At 59.4% G+C, this 16,020-nt stretch carries 17 protein-coding genes, 4 tRNA genes and 1 pseudogene; 16 read left to right on the top strand and 6 right to left on the bottom strand.

The window, feature by feature from the left end:
* Entirely contained in the window at window positions 1–438 is a 438-nt protein-coding gene (fkpB, locus tag ASD95_RS26965; protein WP_172435403.1) for an FKBP-type peptidyl-prolyl cis-trans isomerase, read from the top strand.
* A 101-nt stretch (window positions 439–539) separates the two neighbouring features.
* Window positions 540–1,487 (top strand): 4-hydroxy-3-methylbut-2-enyl diphosphate reductase, encoded by a 948-nt coding sequence (ispH, locus tag ASD95_RS26960; RefSeq protein WP_056728697.1) that lies wholly within the window; start codon window positions 540–542, stop codon window positions 1,485–1,487.
* Here the strand turns inward: ispH and ASD95_RS26955 are convergent.
* Complete coding sequence (locus ASD95_RS26955) at window positions 1,456–1,995, bottom strand: GspH/FimT family pseudopilin (protein WP_056728695.1); 540 nt, start codon at window positions 1,993–1,995, stop codon at window positions 1,456–1,458. The two genes, ispH and ASD95_RS26955, sit on opposite strands and share 32 nt — an antisense overlap.
* A gap of 130 nt (window positions 1,996–2,125) precedes the next feature.
* Between ASD95_RS26955 and ASD95_RS26950 the strand changes: the two genes are divergently transcribed.
* The 7 genes from ASD95_RS26950 to thiO are packed head-to-tail and all read left to right on the top strand — an operon-like array spanning window position 2,126 to window position 6,207.
* Entirely contained in the window at window positions 2,126–2,599 is a 474-nt protein-coding gene (locus tag ASD95_RS26950) for a GspH/FimT family pseudopilin (protein WP_056728693.1), read from the top strand.
* Window positions 2,596–3,045 (top strand): type IV pilus modification protein PilV, encoded by a 450-nt coding sequence (gene pilV / locus ASD95_RS26945; RefSeq protein ID WP_056728691.1) that lies wholly within the window; start codon window positions 2,596–2,598, stop codon window positions 3,043–3,045. Before ASD95_RS26950 ends, pilV begins: the two co-directional genes overlap by 4 nt.
* Entirely contained in the window at window positions 3,042–3,749 is a 708-nt protein-coding gene (locus ASD95_RS26940) for a PilW family protein (protein WP_056728689.1), read from the top strand. Before pilV ends, ASD95_RS26940 begins: the two co-directional genes overlap by 4 nt.
* A gap of 10 nt (window positions 3,750–3,759) precedes the next feature.
* On the top strand, window positions 3,760–4,239 hold the full coding sequence (locus tag ASD95_RS26935; RefSeq protein ID WP_056728687.1) for a pilus assembly PilX family protein: 480 nt from the start codon (window positions 3,760–3,762) through the stop codon (window positions 4,237–4,239).
* Window positions 4,226–4,636, top strand: coding sequence for a hypothetical protein (locus ASD95_RS26930; protein ID WP_056728685.1), 411 nt, complete (start codon window positions 4,226–4,228; stop codon window positions 4,634–4,636). The genes ASD95_RS26935 and ASD95_RS26930 overlap by 14 nt, the downstream gene beginning before the upstream one ends.
* Window positions 4,637–4,650: 14 nt before the next feature.
* Entirely contained in the window at window positions 4,651–5,052 is a 402-nt protein-coding gene (locus ASD95_RS26925) for a type IV pilin protein (RefSeq protein ID WP_056728683.1), read from the top strand.
* 54 nt (window positions 5,053–5,106) lie between these two features.
* Window positions 5,107–6,207, top strand: coding sequence for a glycine oxidase ThiO (gene thiO / locus ASD95_RS26920; RefSeq protein ID WP_056728681.1), 1,101 nt, complete (start codon window positions 5,107–5,109; stop codon window positions 6,205–6,207).
* Window positions 6,208–6,288: 81 nt separating this feature from the next.
* Here thiO and ASD95_RS26915 read toward each other — a convergent pair whose 3' ends face one another.
* From ASD95_RS26915 to ASD95_RS26900, 4 genes and pseudogenes are all read right to left on the bottom strand, one after another.
* Entirely contained in the window at window positions 6,289–7,626 is a 1,338-nt protein-coding gene (locus tag ASD95_RS26915) for a sigma-54-dependent transcriptional regulator (protein WP_056728679.1), read from the bottom strand.
* Window positions 7,623–7,925, bottom strand: a pseudogene (locus tag ASD95_RS26910) (hypothetical protein); the annotation flags it as partial. The gene ASD95_RS26915 and the pseudogene ASD95_RS26910, both read right to left, overlap by 4 nt.
* Before the next feature lie 46 nt (window positions 7,926–7,971).
* Window positions 7,972–8,205 carry a PP0621 family protein gene (locus ASD95_RS26905; RefSeq protein ID WP_056728677.1) on the bottom strand — a complete coding sequence of 78 codons (234 nt, stop codon included), beginning with the start codon at window positions 8,203–8,205 and terminating at the stop codon, window positions 7,972–7,974.
* 125 nt (window positions 8,206–8,330) lie between these two features.
* The gene (locus ASD95_RS26900) at window positions 8,331–9,353 is read right to left on the bottom strand and encodes an outer membrane protein assembly factor BamD (RefSeq protein ID WP_056728675.1); all 1,023 of its coding nucleotides are present in this window, start codon (window positions 9,351–9,353) and stop codon (window positions 8,331–8,333) included.
* A 151-nt stretch (window positions 9,354–9,504) separates the two neighbouring features.
* Between ASD95_RS26900 and rluD the strand changes: the two genes are divergently transcribed.
* The 7 genes from rluD to ASD95_RS26865 all read left to right on the top strand — a co-directional run bounded on the left by rluD (window position 9,505) and on the right by ASD95_RS26865 (window position 14,599).
* Window positions 9,505–10,467 carry a 23S rRNA pseudouridine(1911/1915/1917) synthase RluD gene (gene rluD, locus ASD95_RS26895; protein WP_008052092.1) on the top strand — a complete coding sequence of 321 codons (963 nt, stop codon included), beginning with the start codon at window positions 9,505–9,507 and terminating at the stop codon, window positions 10,465–10,467.
* Window positions 10,464–11,189 carry a peptidoglycan editing factor PgeF gene (pgeF, locus tag ASD95_RS26890; protein WP_056728673.1) on the top strand — a complete coding sequence of 242 codons (726 nt, stop codon included), beginning with the start codon at window positions 10,464–10,466 and terminating at the stop codon, window positions 11,187–11,189. Before rluD ends, pgeF begins: the two co-directional genes overlap by 4 nt.
* A gap of 130 nt (window positions 11,190–11,319) precedes the next feature.
* Entirely contained in the window at window positions 11,320–13,884 is a 2,565-nt protein-coding gene (clpB, locus tag ASD95_RS26885; RefSeq protein WP_056728671.1) for an ATP-dependent chaperone ClpB, read from the top strand.
* A 301-nt stretch (window positions 13,885–14,185) separates the two neighbouring features.
* Window positions 14,186–14,261 (top strand) — tRNA-Asn (locus ASD95_RS26880).
* A 9-nt stretch (window positions 14,262–14,270) separates the two neighbouring features.
* Window positions 14,271–14,347 (top strand) — tRNA-Pro (locus ASD95_RS26875).
* A 5-nt stretch (window positions 14,348–14,352) separates the two neighbouring features.
* Window positions 14,353–14,428 (top strand) — tRNA-Lys (locus ASD95_RS26870).
* Between the two features lie 94 nt (window positions 14,429–14,522).
* Window positions 14,523–14,599 (top strand) — tRNA-Pro (locus ASD95_RS26865).
* Window positions 14,600–14,714: 115 nt separating this feature from the next.
* On the opposite strand, the gene ASD95_RS26860 is transcribed toward ASD95_RS26865, so the two are convergent.
* Window positions 14,715–16,013: an NAD(P)/FAD-dependent oxidoreductase gene (locus tag ASD95_RS26860; protein ID WP_056728670.1), complete on the bottom strand. Its 1,299-nt coding sequence runs from the start codon at window positions 16,011–16,013 to the stop codon at window positions 14,715–14,717.
* Window positions 16,014–16,020 lie beyond the last annotated feature (7 nt).

Here is a 16,020-nt window from a genome sequence, read left to right as displayed (position 1 = left end):
TTGGCTGAACAACGCATCGGCCAGAACACGGAAGTCACCTTGCATTTCGCATTGCGCCTGGAGAACGGCGACACGGTGGACAGCACTTTCGACAAAGCCCCGGCGACCTTCAAGGTCGGTGATGGCAACCTGTTGCCAGGTTTCGAAGCGGCGCTGTTCGGTTTCAAGGCCGGTGACAAGCGTACGCTGAGCATCGAGCCGGAAAACGCTTTCGGCCAGCCGAACCCGCAAAACGTGCAGATCATCCCGCGTTCCCAGTTCCAGGACATGGAACTGTCGCCTGGTTTGCTGGTGATCTTCAACGATGCGGCCAATACTGAATTGCCGGGCGTGGTCAAAGAGTTCGATGACGCGCAAGTGACCATCGACTTCAACCACCCGCTGGCGGGCAAGACCTTGACCTTTGACGTGGAAATCATTTCCGTCAAAGCGCTGTAACTGACCGGACACGGTCAAAAATGTGGGAGCGGGCTTGCTCGCTCCCACAGTTAGTTTCTACAGTTTTCGCTATTTCTTGCGCGCAAGACACGAGGCACAGCATGCAAATCAAACTCGCCAACCCCCGTGGCTTCTGCGCCGGTGTGGACCGTGCGATCGAAATCGTCAACCGCGCCCTGGAAGTCTTCGGGCCGCCGATCTATGTACGCCACGAAGTGGTCCACAACAAATTTGTCGTCGAAGACCTGCGCTCCCGTGGAGCGATCTTCGTTGAAGAACTGGATCAGGTGCCGGACGACGTCATCGTGATCTTCAGTGCCCACGGCGTTTCCCAGGCCGTGCGCAGCGAAGCGGCTGGTCGTGGGCTGAAAGTGTTCGACGCCACGTGCCCGCTGGTGACCAAAGTCCACATCGAAGTGGCGCGCTACAGCCGTGACGGCCGAGAGTGCATTCTGATCGGCCACGCCGGTCACCCGGAAGTCGAAGGCACCATGGGCCAGTACGATGGCGGCAATGGCGGCGCGATCTACCTGGTCGAAGACGAGAAGGATGTCGCGGCGTTGCAGGTGAACAACCCTGAAAAGCTCGCCTTCGTGACCCAGACCACGCTGTCGATGGACGATACCAGTCGTGTTATCGACGCCCTGCGTTCGCGCTTTCCGGCCATCGGTGGACCGCGCAAGGACGACATTTGCTACGCCACGCAAAACCGTCAGGATGCGGTCAAGCAACTGGCGGACGAGTGCGACGTGGTGCTGGTGGTCGGCAGCCCGAACAGCTCCAACTCCAATCGCTTGCGCGAATTGGCAGAACGCATGTCCACTCCTGCCTACCTGATCGACGGTGCTGAAGACCTGCAAAAGAGCTGGTTCGACGGCGTTGAGCGTATCGGTATCACCGCCGGTGCATCCGCCCCGGAAGTCCTGGTGCGCGGCGTGATCCAGCAGTTGCAGGCCTGGGGTGCAACCGGTGCCGATGAACTGGCCGGTCGCGAGGAAAACATCACGTTCTCGATGCCTAAAGAACTGCGCGTTCGCTCGTTGACCTGAATGTTCTCCTTTTTTCGCATAACGGATGCTCAGCCTTGTCGCTGCGCAGGCTGACGCGACCGGTCCGAGCCAGCACCACTTGATGTTGGCTCACCGGTTCGCGAACGGCGCAAATGTGTAAAGTCCCTCCTAACAGTGACTCGCCCTGACCTCTGAACCGTATGGAGCTTTCGACCGTACTGTTCCCCACAATCGACACGCGTGGGCCGCTCTGGCGTTCGGTCAGTAGTGGATTGTCGCTGTCCATTTCCCCTTTGCCGCTGATATCCAGAATGATCCGCCAGCCTTGGCCCCAGTCGCCATTGATGCCGTGAATCACCACGGCCTGGTTGCGGGTGATGGCTTCGCTCCGGGCGGTACGAATACCGCTGGACAGAGCCTGTGCCGCTTGCTGTCTTTGGTTCGATTCGATCAGCGTTGCGAACGCCGGACTGACCAAATGCAGAACAATTCCTGTAATTGCCAGTCCCATGAGCAGTTCGATCAGGCTGAAGCCTTGTTGCCGCATGACATCTCCCTCCGTGGCGTGCTGTGGCTCGCGCAATCCCTGCGCGAGAAATGGCAACGCAAACGCACCGCATCGCTCGAATGTGGTGCCGCGCAAGAGCAGGTATAGCCGAAGGAAACAGAAGGCCCCGATGGATCATCCTACAAAAGGTTTCACGCTGATCGAGTTGCTGGTCGCGATCGCGATCCTTCTGATTCTGCTGACTCTGGCTGTGCCGGCGTTTACCCGCTCGACGCAAACAACCAGGGCTGATACTGAAATCGCTGACCTGCGACGAGCCTTGAATTTTGCCCGGTTAGAAGCCATCGATCGGGGCAATACCACACGGGTGCGCCCGACGGCCGGCGGGGATGTCTGGAGCGGGGAGCTGACGATTTACGACGGTACTGGCGCTTTGGCCAATGTATTGCGGGTTGTTCCGGCGATGAGCGGCGGCGCAACTCTGGCGCTAACCTCTGGCATCACTGCCATCGATTTCAACAGTATGGGCGGATTGTCATCACCGTCCTCAGAGGTGGTGATCAGCTATGGGCGGGGCACACAAAGCAGGACGCTGACGGTGTGTTTGAACGGACGAATTCTAATGGGTGGAAGTTGCGGATGAGGGCCGGGAGGCAAAGAGCGCAGGAGGGTATGACGCTGGTCGAAGTCCTGGTGGCGTTAGTCATTCTGGGAGTGGGCTTGCTGGGGGCGGCGGCGTTTCAGCTCAATGCGCTGAAGTACACGGACAGCGCGCGCATGACCAGTCAGGCCAGTTTTATCGCCTACGACCTGATGGACCGCATTCGCGCCAATGCCGCAGCGGATTACACCATTGCGCCGCCGACTTCGGGCAACCCCGACGTTACCCGGGATCAGGACCTGTTTGACTTCAACACCAACATCGTCAGTTCACTCGGTGCCTCCGCGACGGGCAGTGTCACTGTCAGCCAGAAGGTGTACACCATCACGATTACCTGGGACGACTCGCGGGCTGCGAAGGCTGCCGACTCGCGGCGCAATTTCGTCCTGAGCAGTCGCGCGGACATTGATCCGACGGTGATCCCGTGAGTCGGCGCAGCAGGGGTTTTAGCCTGGTCGAGTTGCTGATCGCCCTGGCATTGAGCCTGATCGTGGTGCTGGGCGTGGTGCAGGTTTTCATCGCAGCCAAGAACACTTATCTCAGCCAGAACGCGGCCGCGAACATGCAGGAGGACGCACGTTTTGTGTTGAGCAAAATGATTCAGGAAGTCCGCATGGTCGGGATGTTCGGTTGTCTGGAAACGATCACCGATTCAAGTCAGAAAGGTGATTTCCATGCCAGTCAGCTAGCACCGATCCGTTGGGACAGCGGCGGCCGTAAGTTGACGCTGGTTACGGCGGATGTCGGCGTTAATGGTGACAAGCCGGACTGGACCGTACTTTCCGATTGTCGAACCCATTCGACGGCCTACAGTGAAGGTCGGAAGCCAGTGGCAGGGCAGCTGGCATTTCCGATCCGGCGGCTGACTTATAGCTACAGCAACGACCAACTGCTGATGAAGAGCGGGGCTGCAGCACCACAGGTGCTGGTGGATAACGTCAGCGCTTTTGACGTGAGCTTCGGCCTGGCCAGCACGGCCACTGATCTGGCAGCTTCGCGTTACAGCAGCAACCCGCCGGACCCCGCGCTGATTCGTAGTGTTCGCCTGAGCCTGACTCTCTTCGATCCGAACCACCGGGTGGCCGATCAAACCTTCAACGTGGTTGCCGCCCTGCGCAACCGCTTGCCATGAGGGAGTGCCAATGAATCGTGCTCCCAAGACGTATTTCGCCCAACGCGGCATGGCCCTGTTGGTCAGCCTGGTGTTCTTGCTCTTGCTGACGTTGATTGGTCTTTCATCGATGCAGAGCGCCACCCTGCAGGAAAAAATGGCCGCTAGCGTCGCCTTGCGCAACCAGTCGTTCCAGAGTGCCGAAGCCGCATTGCGGGTCGGCGAGGGTACGGTGCAGCGGGACAGTTATGCGCTGCCTGTTTGCAGCGGCATCGTGCAATGTGCACCACCGTCCGAGTCTTCGACAATTACCGCTGCCGGTTTCAACGCCTCTTCCGGCGTGACCTGGATTGCATCGGACAAGGGTTTTTATGGCGTGCAAAACATCGGTATCAGCCAAAATGCGGTGAATGTGCCAATCAATACCCCGGCAACCTTGTATCGGGTAACGGCAGTCGGCATCGCGGGGCACTCGCGCAGTGTGGTGGAGAGCATCTATGCGAAGTACTGAGCGACCTGCCAGGTTATGGTCGCAACTATTTGTTGTCGTCGCGCTTGACCTGTCGATGTCGGCGCACGCTGCCACATCAGTGGATTCGCCAGCGCTGAACCGGCCAACCTGTCTGGCCAATGGCAACTGGTACGGTTTTTATCACAGCAATCAGGGGTTGAAGGCCGTCTGCCTGAAGCTGCCCGCTGCGATCAGCGTTAAGATGCTCGACAGCAACGCCGATGGAGTGGTCGACAACAGCGACACACTATCCGATGGCGTGATCTTTATCGGAGAACATTCGACCCGGGACGCCAGCGACAGCGGCGGGGTCGTGAACGATTCCACTGGCGACGGTACTGCGGGGATGGAAAAATCCGGCGGCAGCCGTCGCATCATGTGGCGACAAATACAGTGAGTGAGAGTTGATGCATGCGTAGTTCCAACCGCGGTTTTACCCTGATCGAAATCATGATCGTGATTGCGATCATCGGTATTGTCATGACCATTGCTGCCCCGAGTCTCACCGAATACATGAACAAGGGCCGTCGCGCAGAAGCAGCCGGTCTGCTCTCGGAGCAGGCGCAACTCCTGGAGCGCTTCTACTCGCAGAAAAATGCCTACACCGATGCGACGGGCCTCAGTGCCGGCAATGATTACTACAGCATCACACCGACCCTGACCGACCAGACCTTTCTGCTGACGGCGGTGCGCAAGGCTGATTCGAGCATGGCCACTGACAAGTGCGGTGATCTGACCATCACCAACACCGGTGTGCTCGGTATGGTCAACGCGGAATCCGGCCTGACCAGCAAAGACTGCTGGGGGCGCTGAGTTTTTTTCGGGTGCCTTTTGTACCCTCTGTCTATTTAACGATTGGATCAGAACATGACCAGGCAACAGCAAGTGGTGATTGTCGGCGGCGGGGTGATTGGTTTGCTGACGGCGTTCAATCTCGCCTCCGAAGTGCAAAGCGTTGTGCTGCTGGATCGCTCGAGCGTCGGCCAGGAATCGTCCTGGGCCGGTGGCGGCATCGTTTCGCCGCTTTACCCGTGGCGCTACAGCCCGGCGGTCACCGCATTGGCTCACTGGTCCCAGGACTTTTATCCACAGCTGGGCGAGCGCTTGTTTGCCGCCACTGGGGTTGATCCTGAAGTGCACACCACCGGTCTGTACTGGCTGGATCTGGATGACGAGGCTGAAGCCCTGGCATGGGCCGCCCGGGAAAATCGCCCGCTCAGCGCGGTGGATATATCGGCCGCACACGACGCCGTGCCGGTGCTGGGCAGTGGTTTTGCCCGGGCGATCTACATGGCCGACGTCGCCAACGTGCGCAACCCGCGTCTGGTGAAGTCACTCAAGGCCGCATTGCTGGCACTGCCGAACGTGACGATCCATGAGCAGTGCGAAGTCAGCGGGTTTGTTCGTGACGGCAACAAAGTGGTCGGCGTGCAGACCTCCACAGGTACTGTCCCGGGCGATCAAGTTGTCCTGACGGCGGGGGCCTGGAGCGGTGATTTGCTCAAGCTGCTTGATCTGACGCTGCCGGTCGAGCCGGTGAAAGGGCAGATGATTCTCTACAAGTGTGCGGCGGATTTCCTGCCGAGCATGGTCCTGGCCAAGGGCCGTTATGCGATTCCCCGGCGCGACGGGCACATACTGATCGGCAGTACGTTGGAGCATGAGGGCTATGACAAGACGCCGACCGGGTCGGCACTGGAAAGCCTGAAGGCGTCCGCGGTGGAATTGATCCCGGCACTGGCCAATGCCGAAGTGGTGGGGCATTGGGCCGGATTGCGTCCGGGATCACCCGAGGGCATTCCTTACATCGGCCCGGTGCCGGGGTTTGACGGGCTCTGGCTCAACTGCGGGCATTACCGTAACGGGCTGGTGCTGGCGCCGGCATCATGCCAGCTGTTTGCCGATGTGATGCTGGGCCGGGCACCGATTATCGATCCGGCGCCTTATGCGCCTGCCGGAAGACTTTGACAAGATCGCAGCCTGCGGCAGCTCCTACAGTAGGCACGCTCTCATGTAGGAGCTGCCGAAGGCTGCGATCTTTTTAAAGCCTCAATCCAATCCCAACTTCTTGAGCCTGTAGCGCATCGACCTGAATGACAGGTTCAACCGCTGGGCCGCCGCCGTGCGGTTCCAGCGGGTTTCCTCCAGGGCCTGGAGCAGCAGTTGGCGTTCGACGTTTTCCAGGTAGGCTTCCAGGTTGTCGATCCGGGTCAGGTCTGGCACGCCAACTTCAGCCCCACAGTTGCCTTCAGCCAAGCGCAGGTCACCGGCTTCGATCTGTTTGTTCTCACACAAGGTGTGTGCCCGTTCGAGCATGTTTTCCAGTTCCCGCACATTGCCCGGGAAGCGATAGCTTTTCAGTGCATCGAGGGCCTGGGGGTGGAGTCTCGCCGCAGGTTGAGCGGTATCGGCAGCCAGACGCTTGAGAATGTGGCTAGCTAGCATTTCGATATCGTCGCGACGTTCACGCAAGGGCGGCACCCGGAGTTCGATTACGTTCAAGCGGTAGTAAAGATCATGACGAAAACGTCCGGCGGCGACTTCGGCACCAAGGTCTTTGTGCGTGGCGCAGAGAATGCGCACATCCACAGCCACTTCCTGCTGCCCGCCGACGCTGCGTACGGATTTCTCCTGAATTGCGCGCAGCAGTTTGACTTGCATGGCCAGCGGCAGGTCGGCCACTTCGTCAAGGAGCAGGGTGCCACTGTGGGCTGTCTGGAACAGGCCGGGTTTGTCTTCGATGGCACCGCTGAAACTGCCTTTGCGATGGCCGAAAAACTCGCTCTCCAACAGCTCCGAGGGAATCGCCGCGCAGTTGATCGCAATGAACGGCTGATGGGCGCGGGGGCTTTGATCGTGGATCAGGCGCGCGACCAACTCCTTGCCGCTGCCGGACTCTCCGCTGATGTAGACCGTCGCATGGCTGCTGGCCAGTTTGGTGATGTGCTTGCGCAGGTTGCGCATGGGCAATGAATCGCCCAGCAAGCGTCGTTCGATGCCGACTCCGTGGGCAGGAACCAGCAGGGCGTTGGTGACCAGTTCACGCAGGCGCGCAAGGTCCACCGGTTTGGTCAGGAAGTCGAAGGCCCCGGCCTTGAGTACATTGATCGCGTTTTCGAGGCTGTCATAGGCGGTGATCATCGCCACCTGGACCTGAGGGTGGCGTTGCTGGATGTGTTGCACCAACTCCAGGCCGGTGCCGTCCGGCAATTGCATGTCGGTCAGGCATAGATCGAAGGTTTCGCGTTTGAGCAGGGATTGCGCTTCGCCAACGTTGCGGGCGTTGAACGTCTCCAGATTCATCCTGCCCAAGGTGATTTCCAGGAGTTCTCGAATGTCCGGTTCGTCATCGACGATCAGGACTTTTTGTCGTGGTCTGGTGTTCAATGTGGGGTTCGTCCGTGTGCATAGGTCCTGCAAAAGCAGCCGCTTTCCTGGCGTACCTTGAAGTCTAGGCGGGACAAAATGCTTTCGCCCGGCTGGCCGGACAGATTAAGCCCCAGGCCCTTGGTATGGCGGGCTGGGGCTTCATTTTCGAGTATTTCCAGTGATTTCAGGTCGAGCCGTAGCGGAGGGATTTGCACGCGGCGCTGTAGGTGCAGGACGTTTTCGATTACCCGGTTCATTCGCACAGAGAGGTCTTGAATAATCTGCGTCAGACGTCGATCAACACCTTTCAGTTCCTTGGGGACGCGCGATAGTCCTTGAACGGTTGCCATTTCTGCTCAAGTGTCAGTGACCACTGGAGCCCTTGCCTTGCTCGAGATGAGCCTGGCTGCAATACCATTGCTGGTCGAGGCTCAGCGCGCGGTCACGGGGCAGGTGAACGCCGCAATGGGCACAACGGACCATGGGCGCCGCTTCCCGCTCGGCAGGGGGCTTGGGGGTGGAGGCCTGCCCCTTGAACTTGCGCCAGAACCATACTGCAGCGGCAATCAGGGCAATCCAGAACAATAAACGAAGCATGGTGAGCTGCTTTTTGATTGATGAAGCGGCAGTTTAGCCAAGGACCTGGCAGGCGCACAGTGTAATAAAGTGCTTGAAATAAAAAGGGAGACTCGAAAGTCTCCCTTTTTGCACAACCTGGGGTGTCAGTCGAACACACCGAGGGTCATGTAGCTGAACCACGAACGGTCGTCGTTGTTGCCTTGCGCTTCGTGATTTTCTTCTTCGATCACATCGCCTTCGGCATCTTTAGGCTTGAGCTCGCTCGGGATGGCGTCCTTGGCTTCCTGGAATTGCTTCTGTACGTCCTGGTTGGCGCGGGTTTCACCCGGCGGCAGCGGCGGACGGGACTCGATCAGGCCCAGGGTCGCCTTGCTCAGCCACGAACGGTTGTCGGCTTCGGCCACGGTCGGTACGAACTGACCGTCTACCAGTGTCGGGTGGTTCGGGTAGTTGAGCTTCAGGGTTTCCAGGCTGGTGGCAGCCAGTTCGTCCAGGTGCATGCGCTGGTAGGCCTCGGTCATCACCGCCAGGCCGTCGCCGACCGAAGGGGTTTCCTGGAAGTTTTCCACCACGTAACGACCGCGGTTCGCGGCGGCGACATAAGCCTGACGGGTCAGGTAGTAGTCGGCCACGTGAATTTCGTAGGCTGCCAGCAGGTTGCGCAGATAGATCATGCGCTGCTTGGCGTCTGGCGCGTAGCGGCTGTTCGGGAAGCGGCTGGTCAGCTGGGCGAACTCGTTATAGGAGTCGCGGGCGGCGCCCGGGTCACGCTTGGTCATGTCCAGCGGCAGGAAACGCGCCAGCAGGCCGACGTCCTGGTCGAAAGAAGTCAGGCCCTTGAGGTAGTAGGCATAATCGACGTTCGGATGCTGTGGGTGCAGGCGAATGAAGCGTTCGGCAGCGGACTTGGCCGCTTCTGGCTCGGTGTTCTTGTAGTTGGCGTAGATGAGTTCGAGTTGCGCCTGATCGGCATAGCGACCGAACGGATAACGCGATTCCAGAGCCTTCAGCTTGGCGATGGCGCTGGTGTAGCTGCTATTGTCCAGGTCGGCTTGAGCCTGTTGGTACAGCTCGACTTCACTGAGGTTTTCGTCTACGACTTCCTTCGATGAGCAAGCAGCGGTCAATGCGAGGATGGCGATCAGCAGCAGGTGTTTCACTTGCATGGCGGCTTGCGTCCCTATGACGGCCGCTGTCTTGGGCGTGGCCGTCCTGTTATGATGAGCGCCCCGTTGAATAGCCTCGGGGCAAAAGACGCCGTATTTAACCACAAGCGCGCAGCCGAAACCAAAGGCTGTGCCGACGCCTAGTCTGAGCATGTCCGATAAAATTGAACTTCGCGCAGAGGTGCCGTCCGAATTGGGCGGCCAACGCCTCGATCAAGTCGCCGCACAATTATTCGCTGAGCACTCGCGCTCGCGCCTTTCCGCCTGGATCAAAGACGGCCGCCTGACTGTGGATGGGGCGGTTATCCGCCCGCGAGACATCGTCCACGGCGGCGCCATCCTTGAGCTGACTGCCGAGCAGGAAGCTCAGGGCGAATGGGTCGCTCAAGACATAGCCCTGGATATCGTCTATGAAGACGACGACATCCTGGTGATCAACAAGCCTGCGGGCCTGGTGGTGCACCCGGCTGCCGGTCATGCCGACGGCACCTTGCTCAACGCCTTGCTGCACCACGTGCCGGACATCATCAATGTGCCCCGCGCCGGTATCGTGCATCGCCTGGACAAGGACACCACCGGTCTGATGGTGGTGGCCAAGACCATTCAAGCGCAGACGCAGCTGGTTACACAGTTGCAGAGCCGCAGCGTCAGCCGGATCTACGAGTGCATCGTGATCGGAGTGGTGACAGCCGGTGGCAAGATCAATGCGCCGATCGGACGCCACGGCCAGCAACGCCAGCGCATGGCCGTGATGGAAGGTGGCAAGCAAGCCGTCAGCCATTACCGCGTGCTCGAGCGCTTCCGCTCCCACACTCACGTGCGGGTGAAGCTGGAAACCGGTCGTACGCACCAGATTCGCGTGCACATGGCGCACATCAACTACCCGTTGGTCGGAGATCCTGCCTACGGCGGTCGTTTCCGTATCCCGCCGGCCGCCAACCCGACCATGGTCGAGTCGCTGAAAAATTTCCCGCGTCAGGCGCTGCATGCGCGTTTCCTGGAACTGGATCATCCGACCACCGGTCAGCGCATGAGCTGGGAATCGCCGTTGCCGGAAGATTTCGTCTGGTTGCTGACCCTGCTCAAGCAAGACCGCGAGGCGTTCATCGGATGAGTGACTGGCTGATTCCTGACTGGCCCGCGCCGGCCGGGGTCAAAGCCTGCGTCACCACCCGTGCGGGCGGCGTCAGTGTGGCGCCGTTCGACAGCCTCAACCTCGGCGATCACGTCGACGACAGCCCTGAAGCTGTTGCCGAGAATCGTCGTCGTCTTACCGATCATTTCTCCATTCAACCGGCCTGGTTGCAGCAGGTTCACGGCATCGTCGTGGCCCATGCCGATCCTGACCGGGTGGATACGGCTGATGCCAGCTGGACATCAACGCCGGGCGTCGCCTGTGCTGCGATGACCGCCGATTGCCTGCCTGCGCTGTTTTGCGACCGTGCCGGCACCCGCGTTGCTGCAGCCCATGCCGGTTGGCGCGGGTTGGCGGCGGGCGTGCTGGAAGCCACCCTCGACAGTCTGGCGGTGCCACCGGCCGAAGTATTGGTCTGGCTCGGCCCGGCCATCGGCCCGCAAGCCTTTGAAGTCGGCCCGGAAGTGCGCGAAACCTTCGTGCAGCAGTTGCCGCAAGCGGCTGAAGCCTTCGTGCCGAGTCAAAACCCCGGCAAGTTCATGGCCGACATCTATAGGCTGGCGCGTCTGCGCCTGGCCGCTCGTGGCGTCACCGCTGTCTACGGTGGAGGTTTCTGCACCGTGACCGACCCACGTTTCTTTTCCTACCGCCGTGCCCCTCGCACCGGTCGCTTTGCCTCCCTGATCTGGCTCGCCCGCTAAGCTTCTCTGATCTGCATCAATGTCTTGATGCTTGAAACTCCCAGAATCGACCGCATCTATAACGGTATCTGGCAGGTTTCTTCATTCAGGATGTTTTATAGGTCCGGCCTGCTCAAAAGGAAGGTGACCCATGCGTATAGACCGTTTAACCAGCAAATTGCAGTTAGCGTTGTCCGATGCCCAATCCCTGGCTGTCGGCCTTGATCATCCGGCCATCGAGCCGGCGCACTTGATGCAGGCCTTGCTCGAACAGCAGGGCGGCTCGATCAAGCCTCTGTTGATGCCGGTGGGCTTTGACGTCAACAGCCTGCGTAAAGAGCTGACCAAAGAGCTCGACCAGCTCCCAAAAATCCAGAACCCGACCGGCGACGTGAACATGTCGCAGGATCTGGCGCGCCTGCTCAACCAGGCCGACCGCCTGGCCCAGCAGAAGGGCGACCAGTTCATCTCCAGTGAGCTGGTGCTGCTCGCCGCCATGGACGAGAACAGCAAGCTCGGCAAGCTGTTGCTCGGTCAGGGCGTGAGCAAGAAAGCCCTGGAGAACGCGATCAACAACCTGCGTGGTGGCGAGGCCGTCAACGACCCGAACCACGAAGAAGCGCGACAGGCCCTGGACAAATACACCGTCGACCTGACCAAGCGAGCCGAAGACGGCAAGCTTGATCCGGTGATCGGCCGTGACGATGAAATCCGTCGGACCATCCAGGTGCTGCAACGTCGCACCAAGAACAACCCGGTGCTGATCGGTGAGCCTGGCGTGGGTAAAACCGCGATCGCCGAAGGCCTGGCCCAGCGCATCATCAACGGCGAAGTGCCGGATGGTTTGAAGGGCAAGCGCCTGTTGTCCCTGGACATGGGGGCGCTGATCGCCGGTGCCAAGTATCGCGGTGAGTTCGAAGAACGCCTGAAATCCCTGCTCAATGAACTGTCGAAGCAGGAAGGGCAGATCATCCTGTTCATCGACGAACTGCACACCATGGTCGGCGCCGGTAAGGGCGAAGGCTCGATGGATGCGGGCAACATGCTTAAGCCGGCCCTGGCCCGCGGTGAGCTGCACTGTGTCGGTGCGACCACGCTCAACGAGTACCGCCAATATATAGAGAAGGACGCCGCTCTCGAGCGACGTTTCCAGAAAGTACTGGTGGACGAGCCGAGTGAGGAAGACACCATCGCTATCCTGCGTGGCCTCAAGGAGCGTTATGAGGTGCACCACAAGGTGGCGATTACCGACGGCGCGATCATTGCCGCAGCCAAGCTCAGCCATCGCTACATCACTGACCGGCAGTTGCCGGACAAGGCCATCGACCTGATCGATGAGGCCGCCAGTCGCATCCGCATGGAGATCGACTCCAAGCCGGAAGTGCTGGACCGTCTGGAGCGTCGCCTGATTCAGCTGAAGGTGGAGTCCCAGGCGCTGAAGAAAGAAAGCGACGACGCGGCGAAGAAGCGTCTGGAGAAACTGCAGGAAGAAATCGCTCGTCATGAGCGTGAGTACTCGGATCTCGAAGAAATCTGGAACTCGGAAAAAGCCGAAGTCCAGGGTTCTGCGCAGATCCAGCAGAAAATCGAGCAGTCCCGTCAGGAATTGGAAACCGCTCGCCGCAAAGGCGACCTGAACCGCATGGCCGAGTTGCAGTACGGGGTGATCCCGGATCTGGAGCGTAGCCTGCAAATGGTCGACCAGCATGGCAAGCCCGAAAACCAGTTGCTGCGCAGCAAGGTGACTGAAGAAGAGATCGCCGAAGTCGTGTCGAAGTGGACCGGTATTCCGGTGTCGAAGATGCTCGAAGGCGAGCGCGACAAGCTTATGAAGATGGAAAGCCTGTTGCACCAGCGTGTGATCGGTCAGGACGAAGCGGTGGTGGCGGTTTCCAACGCGGTACGGCGTTCCCGTGCCGGGTTGTCCGACCCTAATCGCCCAAGCGGCTCGTTCATGTTCCTCGGCCCGACCGGTGTCGGTAAAACCGAGCTGTGCAAGGCATTGGCCGAATTCCTCTTTGACACCGAAGAGGCGATGGTGCGGATCGACATGTCCGAGTTCATGGAGAAACATTCCGTGGCTCGCTTGATCGGTGCGCCACCAGGCTACGTGGGCTACGAAGAGGGCGGTTACCTGACCGAGGCCGTACGTCGCAAACCGTATTCGGTAATCCTCATGGACGAAGTCGAGAAGGCGCACCCGGATGTGTTCAACATCTTGTTGCAAGTGCTCGAGGATGGTCGTCTGACCGACAGCCATGGCCGCACGGTGGATTTCAAGAACACCGTGATTGTCATGACCTCCAACCTGGGGTCGGTACAGATCCAGGAGCTGGTCGGTGACCGTGAGGCGCAGCGCGCGGCGGTGATGGATGCGATTTCCAGCCACTTCCGGCCGGAGTTCATCAACCGGGTCGACGAAGTGGTGATCTTCGAGCCGTTGGCGCGGGATCAGATCGCCGGCATTACCGAGATCCAGCTGGGTCGCCTGCGCAGCCGCCTGACCGAGCGCGAGCTGAAGCTTGAGCTCAGCCCGGAAGCCATGGACAAGCTGATCGCGGTCGGCTACGACCCGGTGTACGGCGCACGGCCGCTCAAGCGCGCCATCCAGCGCTGGATCGAGAACCCGCTGGCGCAGTTGATACTGTCCGGTCGATTCATGCCGGGCGATACCGCTCACGGTGTGGTGGAGAACGACGAAATCGTCTTCGTCTGATCCATAACGGCAGCAAAATCGAAAAGGCCTCGCATAACGAGGCCTTTTTTTCGTTAGGCTGTTGAACTCAAAGGAAAAGGCTTGTAAAGTGCGCCCCGCAGTAAGTCACCCGCCAGGGTTTCCGCTCCCCAAGCAGGAATCCAAAATAAGTTGCAAATCATTAACTTGAAAGCAATTTAGGGGGTTGACAGAGGTGCTGAAGATTGTAGAATAGCGCGCCTCAGACACACGAACGCAGCGATGCGAACGGGTCGAAGAGAACGCAGTAAAAGCTTCAAAGTTGTAAATTGAAATGTGTAGTTCCGTGATAGCTCAGTCGGTAGAGCAAATGACTGTTAATCATTGGGTCCCAGGTTCGAGTCCTGGTCACGGAGCCAATTTCAAACCGGGGTATAGCGCAGTCCGGTAGCGCGCCTGCTTTGGGAGCAGGATGTCAGGAGTTCGAATCCCCTTACCCCGACCATTTTTGGGTCGTTAGCTCAGTTGGTAGAGCAGTTGGCTTTTAACCAATTGGTCGTAGGTTCGAATCCCACACGACCCACCATTTTTGAAACCAGTTAGCGCTGGAATCGAATCTTAAGATCAGAGGCCAAAAGCGCTGATCGAGGAAGGCGCCTTCAAGGGTGCCTTTTTTTTACCGGGGTATAGCGCAGTCCGGTAGCGCGCCTGCTTTGGGAGCAGGATGTCAGGAGTTCGAATCCCCTTACCCCGACCATATTAAAAATCCTCGTATCGAAAGATACGGGGATTTTTTTTGTCCACAGGAAACTCAGGAACGCCGCAAAGCCAATGTGGGAGCGAGCAAGCTCGCTCCCACAGTGGTTGAGGTGTTAGTGCAGTTTCAGCCGTGGCTCAGTCCCACGTCCGATCTTGCTGCCCAGCATCAGCATCGCCGTGCGGAACGGCCCGTACAGCGCCATCTGGTGCATGCGGTACAGCGACACGTAGAACATCCGCGCCAGCCAGCCTTCGAGCATCACGCTGCCTGTGAGGTTGCCCATCAAGTTACCCACAGCCGAAAAGCGCGACAGCGAAATCAGCGAGCCGTAGTCGGTGTACTTGTACTCCGGCAGTGCCTTGCCTTCGATGCGCAGTTTCAGCGATTTGGCCAGCAACGAAGCCTGTTGGTGAGCGGCTTGGGCGCGTGGTGGCACATTGCGGTCGCTGCCCGGTTGCGGACAGGCGGCGCAGTCACCGAAGGCGAAGATGTTCTCGTCACGGGTGGTTTGCAGGGTCGGCAGCACTTGCAGCTGGTTGATGCGGTTGGTTTCCAGGCCATCGATGTCCTTGAGGAAACCCGGTGCGCGAATCCCGGCGGCCCAGACTTTCAGGCTGGCCTTGATTTCGTTGCCGTCGGCGGTGATCAGGCTGTCGGCCGTCACTTCGCTGACAGCGGCATTGGTCATGACGTTGACCCCGAGTTTCTCCAGGGTTTTATGCACAGGCCCGCCAATCCGCTCCGGCAGTGCCGGCAGCACCCGTGGACCGGCTTCGATCAGGGTGATGTGCATGTTTTCCGGTTTGATCCGGTCCAGGCCATAGGCTGCCAATTCGTGGGCGGCGTTGTGCAGTTCGGCGGCCAGTTCGACCCCGGTGGCACCGGCGCCGACGATGGCCACGCTGATTTGCTCGATCGCGTCGGTCTGGCCGGCGTGAGCGCGCAGATAGTGATTGAGCAGTTGCTGGTGGAAGCGCTCGGCCTGTTTGCGGGTGTCGAGGAACAGGCAATGCTGCGCCGCACCCTGAGTGCCGAAATCATTGGTGGTGCTGCCGACGGAAATCACCAGCGAGTCGTAAGGCACTTCACGCGCGGGTACCAATTCCACACCGGCTTCGTCATAAGTGGCGGCCAGCTGGATTTTTTTCTGCGCACGATCAAGCCCGCTCATGCGCCCCAGTTGGAACTCGAAGTGGTTCCATTTGGCCTGGGCAACATAGTTGAGTTCATCTTCGGAGGAGTTCAGGGAACCGGCCGCCACTTCGTGCAACAAGGGTTTCCAGATGTGGGTCAGGTTCGCGTCGACCAGCATCACGCTGGCTGTGCCGCGCTTGCCCAGAGTCTTACCCAGGCGGGTAGCCAACTCCAGACCGCCGGCGCCGCCGCCGACAATGACAATACGATGGGACATGGGGATA

This window comes from Pseudomonas sp. Root71 (assembly GCF_001429045.1).
GTDB classification, from domain to species: domain Bacteria; phylum Pseudomonadota; class Gammaproteobacteria; order Pseudomonadales; family Pseudomonadaceae; genus Aquipseudomonas; species Aquipseudomonas monachiensis.
Note: the sequence above shows the minus strand (reverse complement) of the source record. Positions and strands in the feature narration are given on the sequence as shown.

Bases quoted from the DNA above. Each gene is read 5' to 3' on its own strand.
- ispH (WP_056728697.1), top strand. From the start codon at position 540: ATGCAAATCAAACTCGCCAACCCCCGTGGCTTCTGCGCCGGTGTGGAC.
- ASD95_RS26955 (WP_056728695.1), bottom strand. From the start codon at position 1,995: ATGCGGCAACAAGGCTTCAGCCTGATCGAACTGCTCATGGGACTGGCA.
- ASD95_RS26950 (WP_056728693.1), top strand. From the start codon at position 2,126: ATGGATCATCCTACAAAAGGTTTCACGCTGATCGAGTTGCTGGTCGCG.
- pilV (WP_056728691.1), top strand. From the start codon at position 2,596: ATGAGGGCCGGGAGGCAAAGAGCGCAGGAGGGTATGACGCTGGTCGAA.
- ASD95_RS26935 (WP_056728687.1), top strand. From the start codon at position 3,760: ATGAATCGTGCTCCCAAGACGTATTTCGCCCAACGCGGCATGGCCCTG.
- ASD95_RS26930 (WP_056728685.1), top strand. From the start codon at position 4,226: ATGCGAAGTACTGAGCGACCTGCCAGGTTATGGTCGCAACTATTTGTT.
- ASD95_RS26925 (WP_056728683.1), top strand. From the start codon at position 4,651: ATGCGTAGTTCCAACCGCGGTTTTACCCTGATCGAAATCATGATCGTG.
- thiO (WP_056728681.1), top strand. From the start codon at position 5,107: ATGACCAGGCAACAGCAAGTGGTGATTGTCGGCGGCGGGGTGATTGGT.
- ASD95_RS26905 (WP_056728677.1), bottom strand. From the start codon at position 8,205: ATGCTTCGTTTATTGTTCTGGATTGCCCTGATTGCCGCTGCAGTATGG.
- ASD95_RS26900 (WP_056728675.1), bottom strand. From the start codon at position 9,353: ATGCAAGTGAAACACCTGCTGCTGATCGCCATCCTCGCATTGACCGCT.
- rluD (WP_008052092.1), top strand. From the start codon at position 9,505: ATGTCCGATAAAATTGAACTTCGCGCAGAGGTGCCGTCCGAATTGGGC.
- pgeF (WP_056728673.1), top strand. From the start codon at position 10,464: ATGAGTGACTGGCTGATTCCTGACTGGCCCGCGCCGGCCGGGGTCAAA.
- clpB (WP_056728671.1), top strand. From the start codon at position 11,320: ATGCGTATAGACCGTTTAACCAGCAAATTGCAGTTAGCGTTGTCCGAT.
- ASD95_RS26860 (WP_056728670.1), bottom strand. From the start codon at position 16,013: ATGTCCCATCGTATTGTCATTGTCGGCGGCGGCGCCGGCGGTCTGGAG.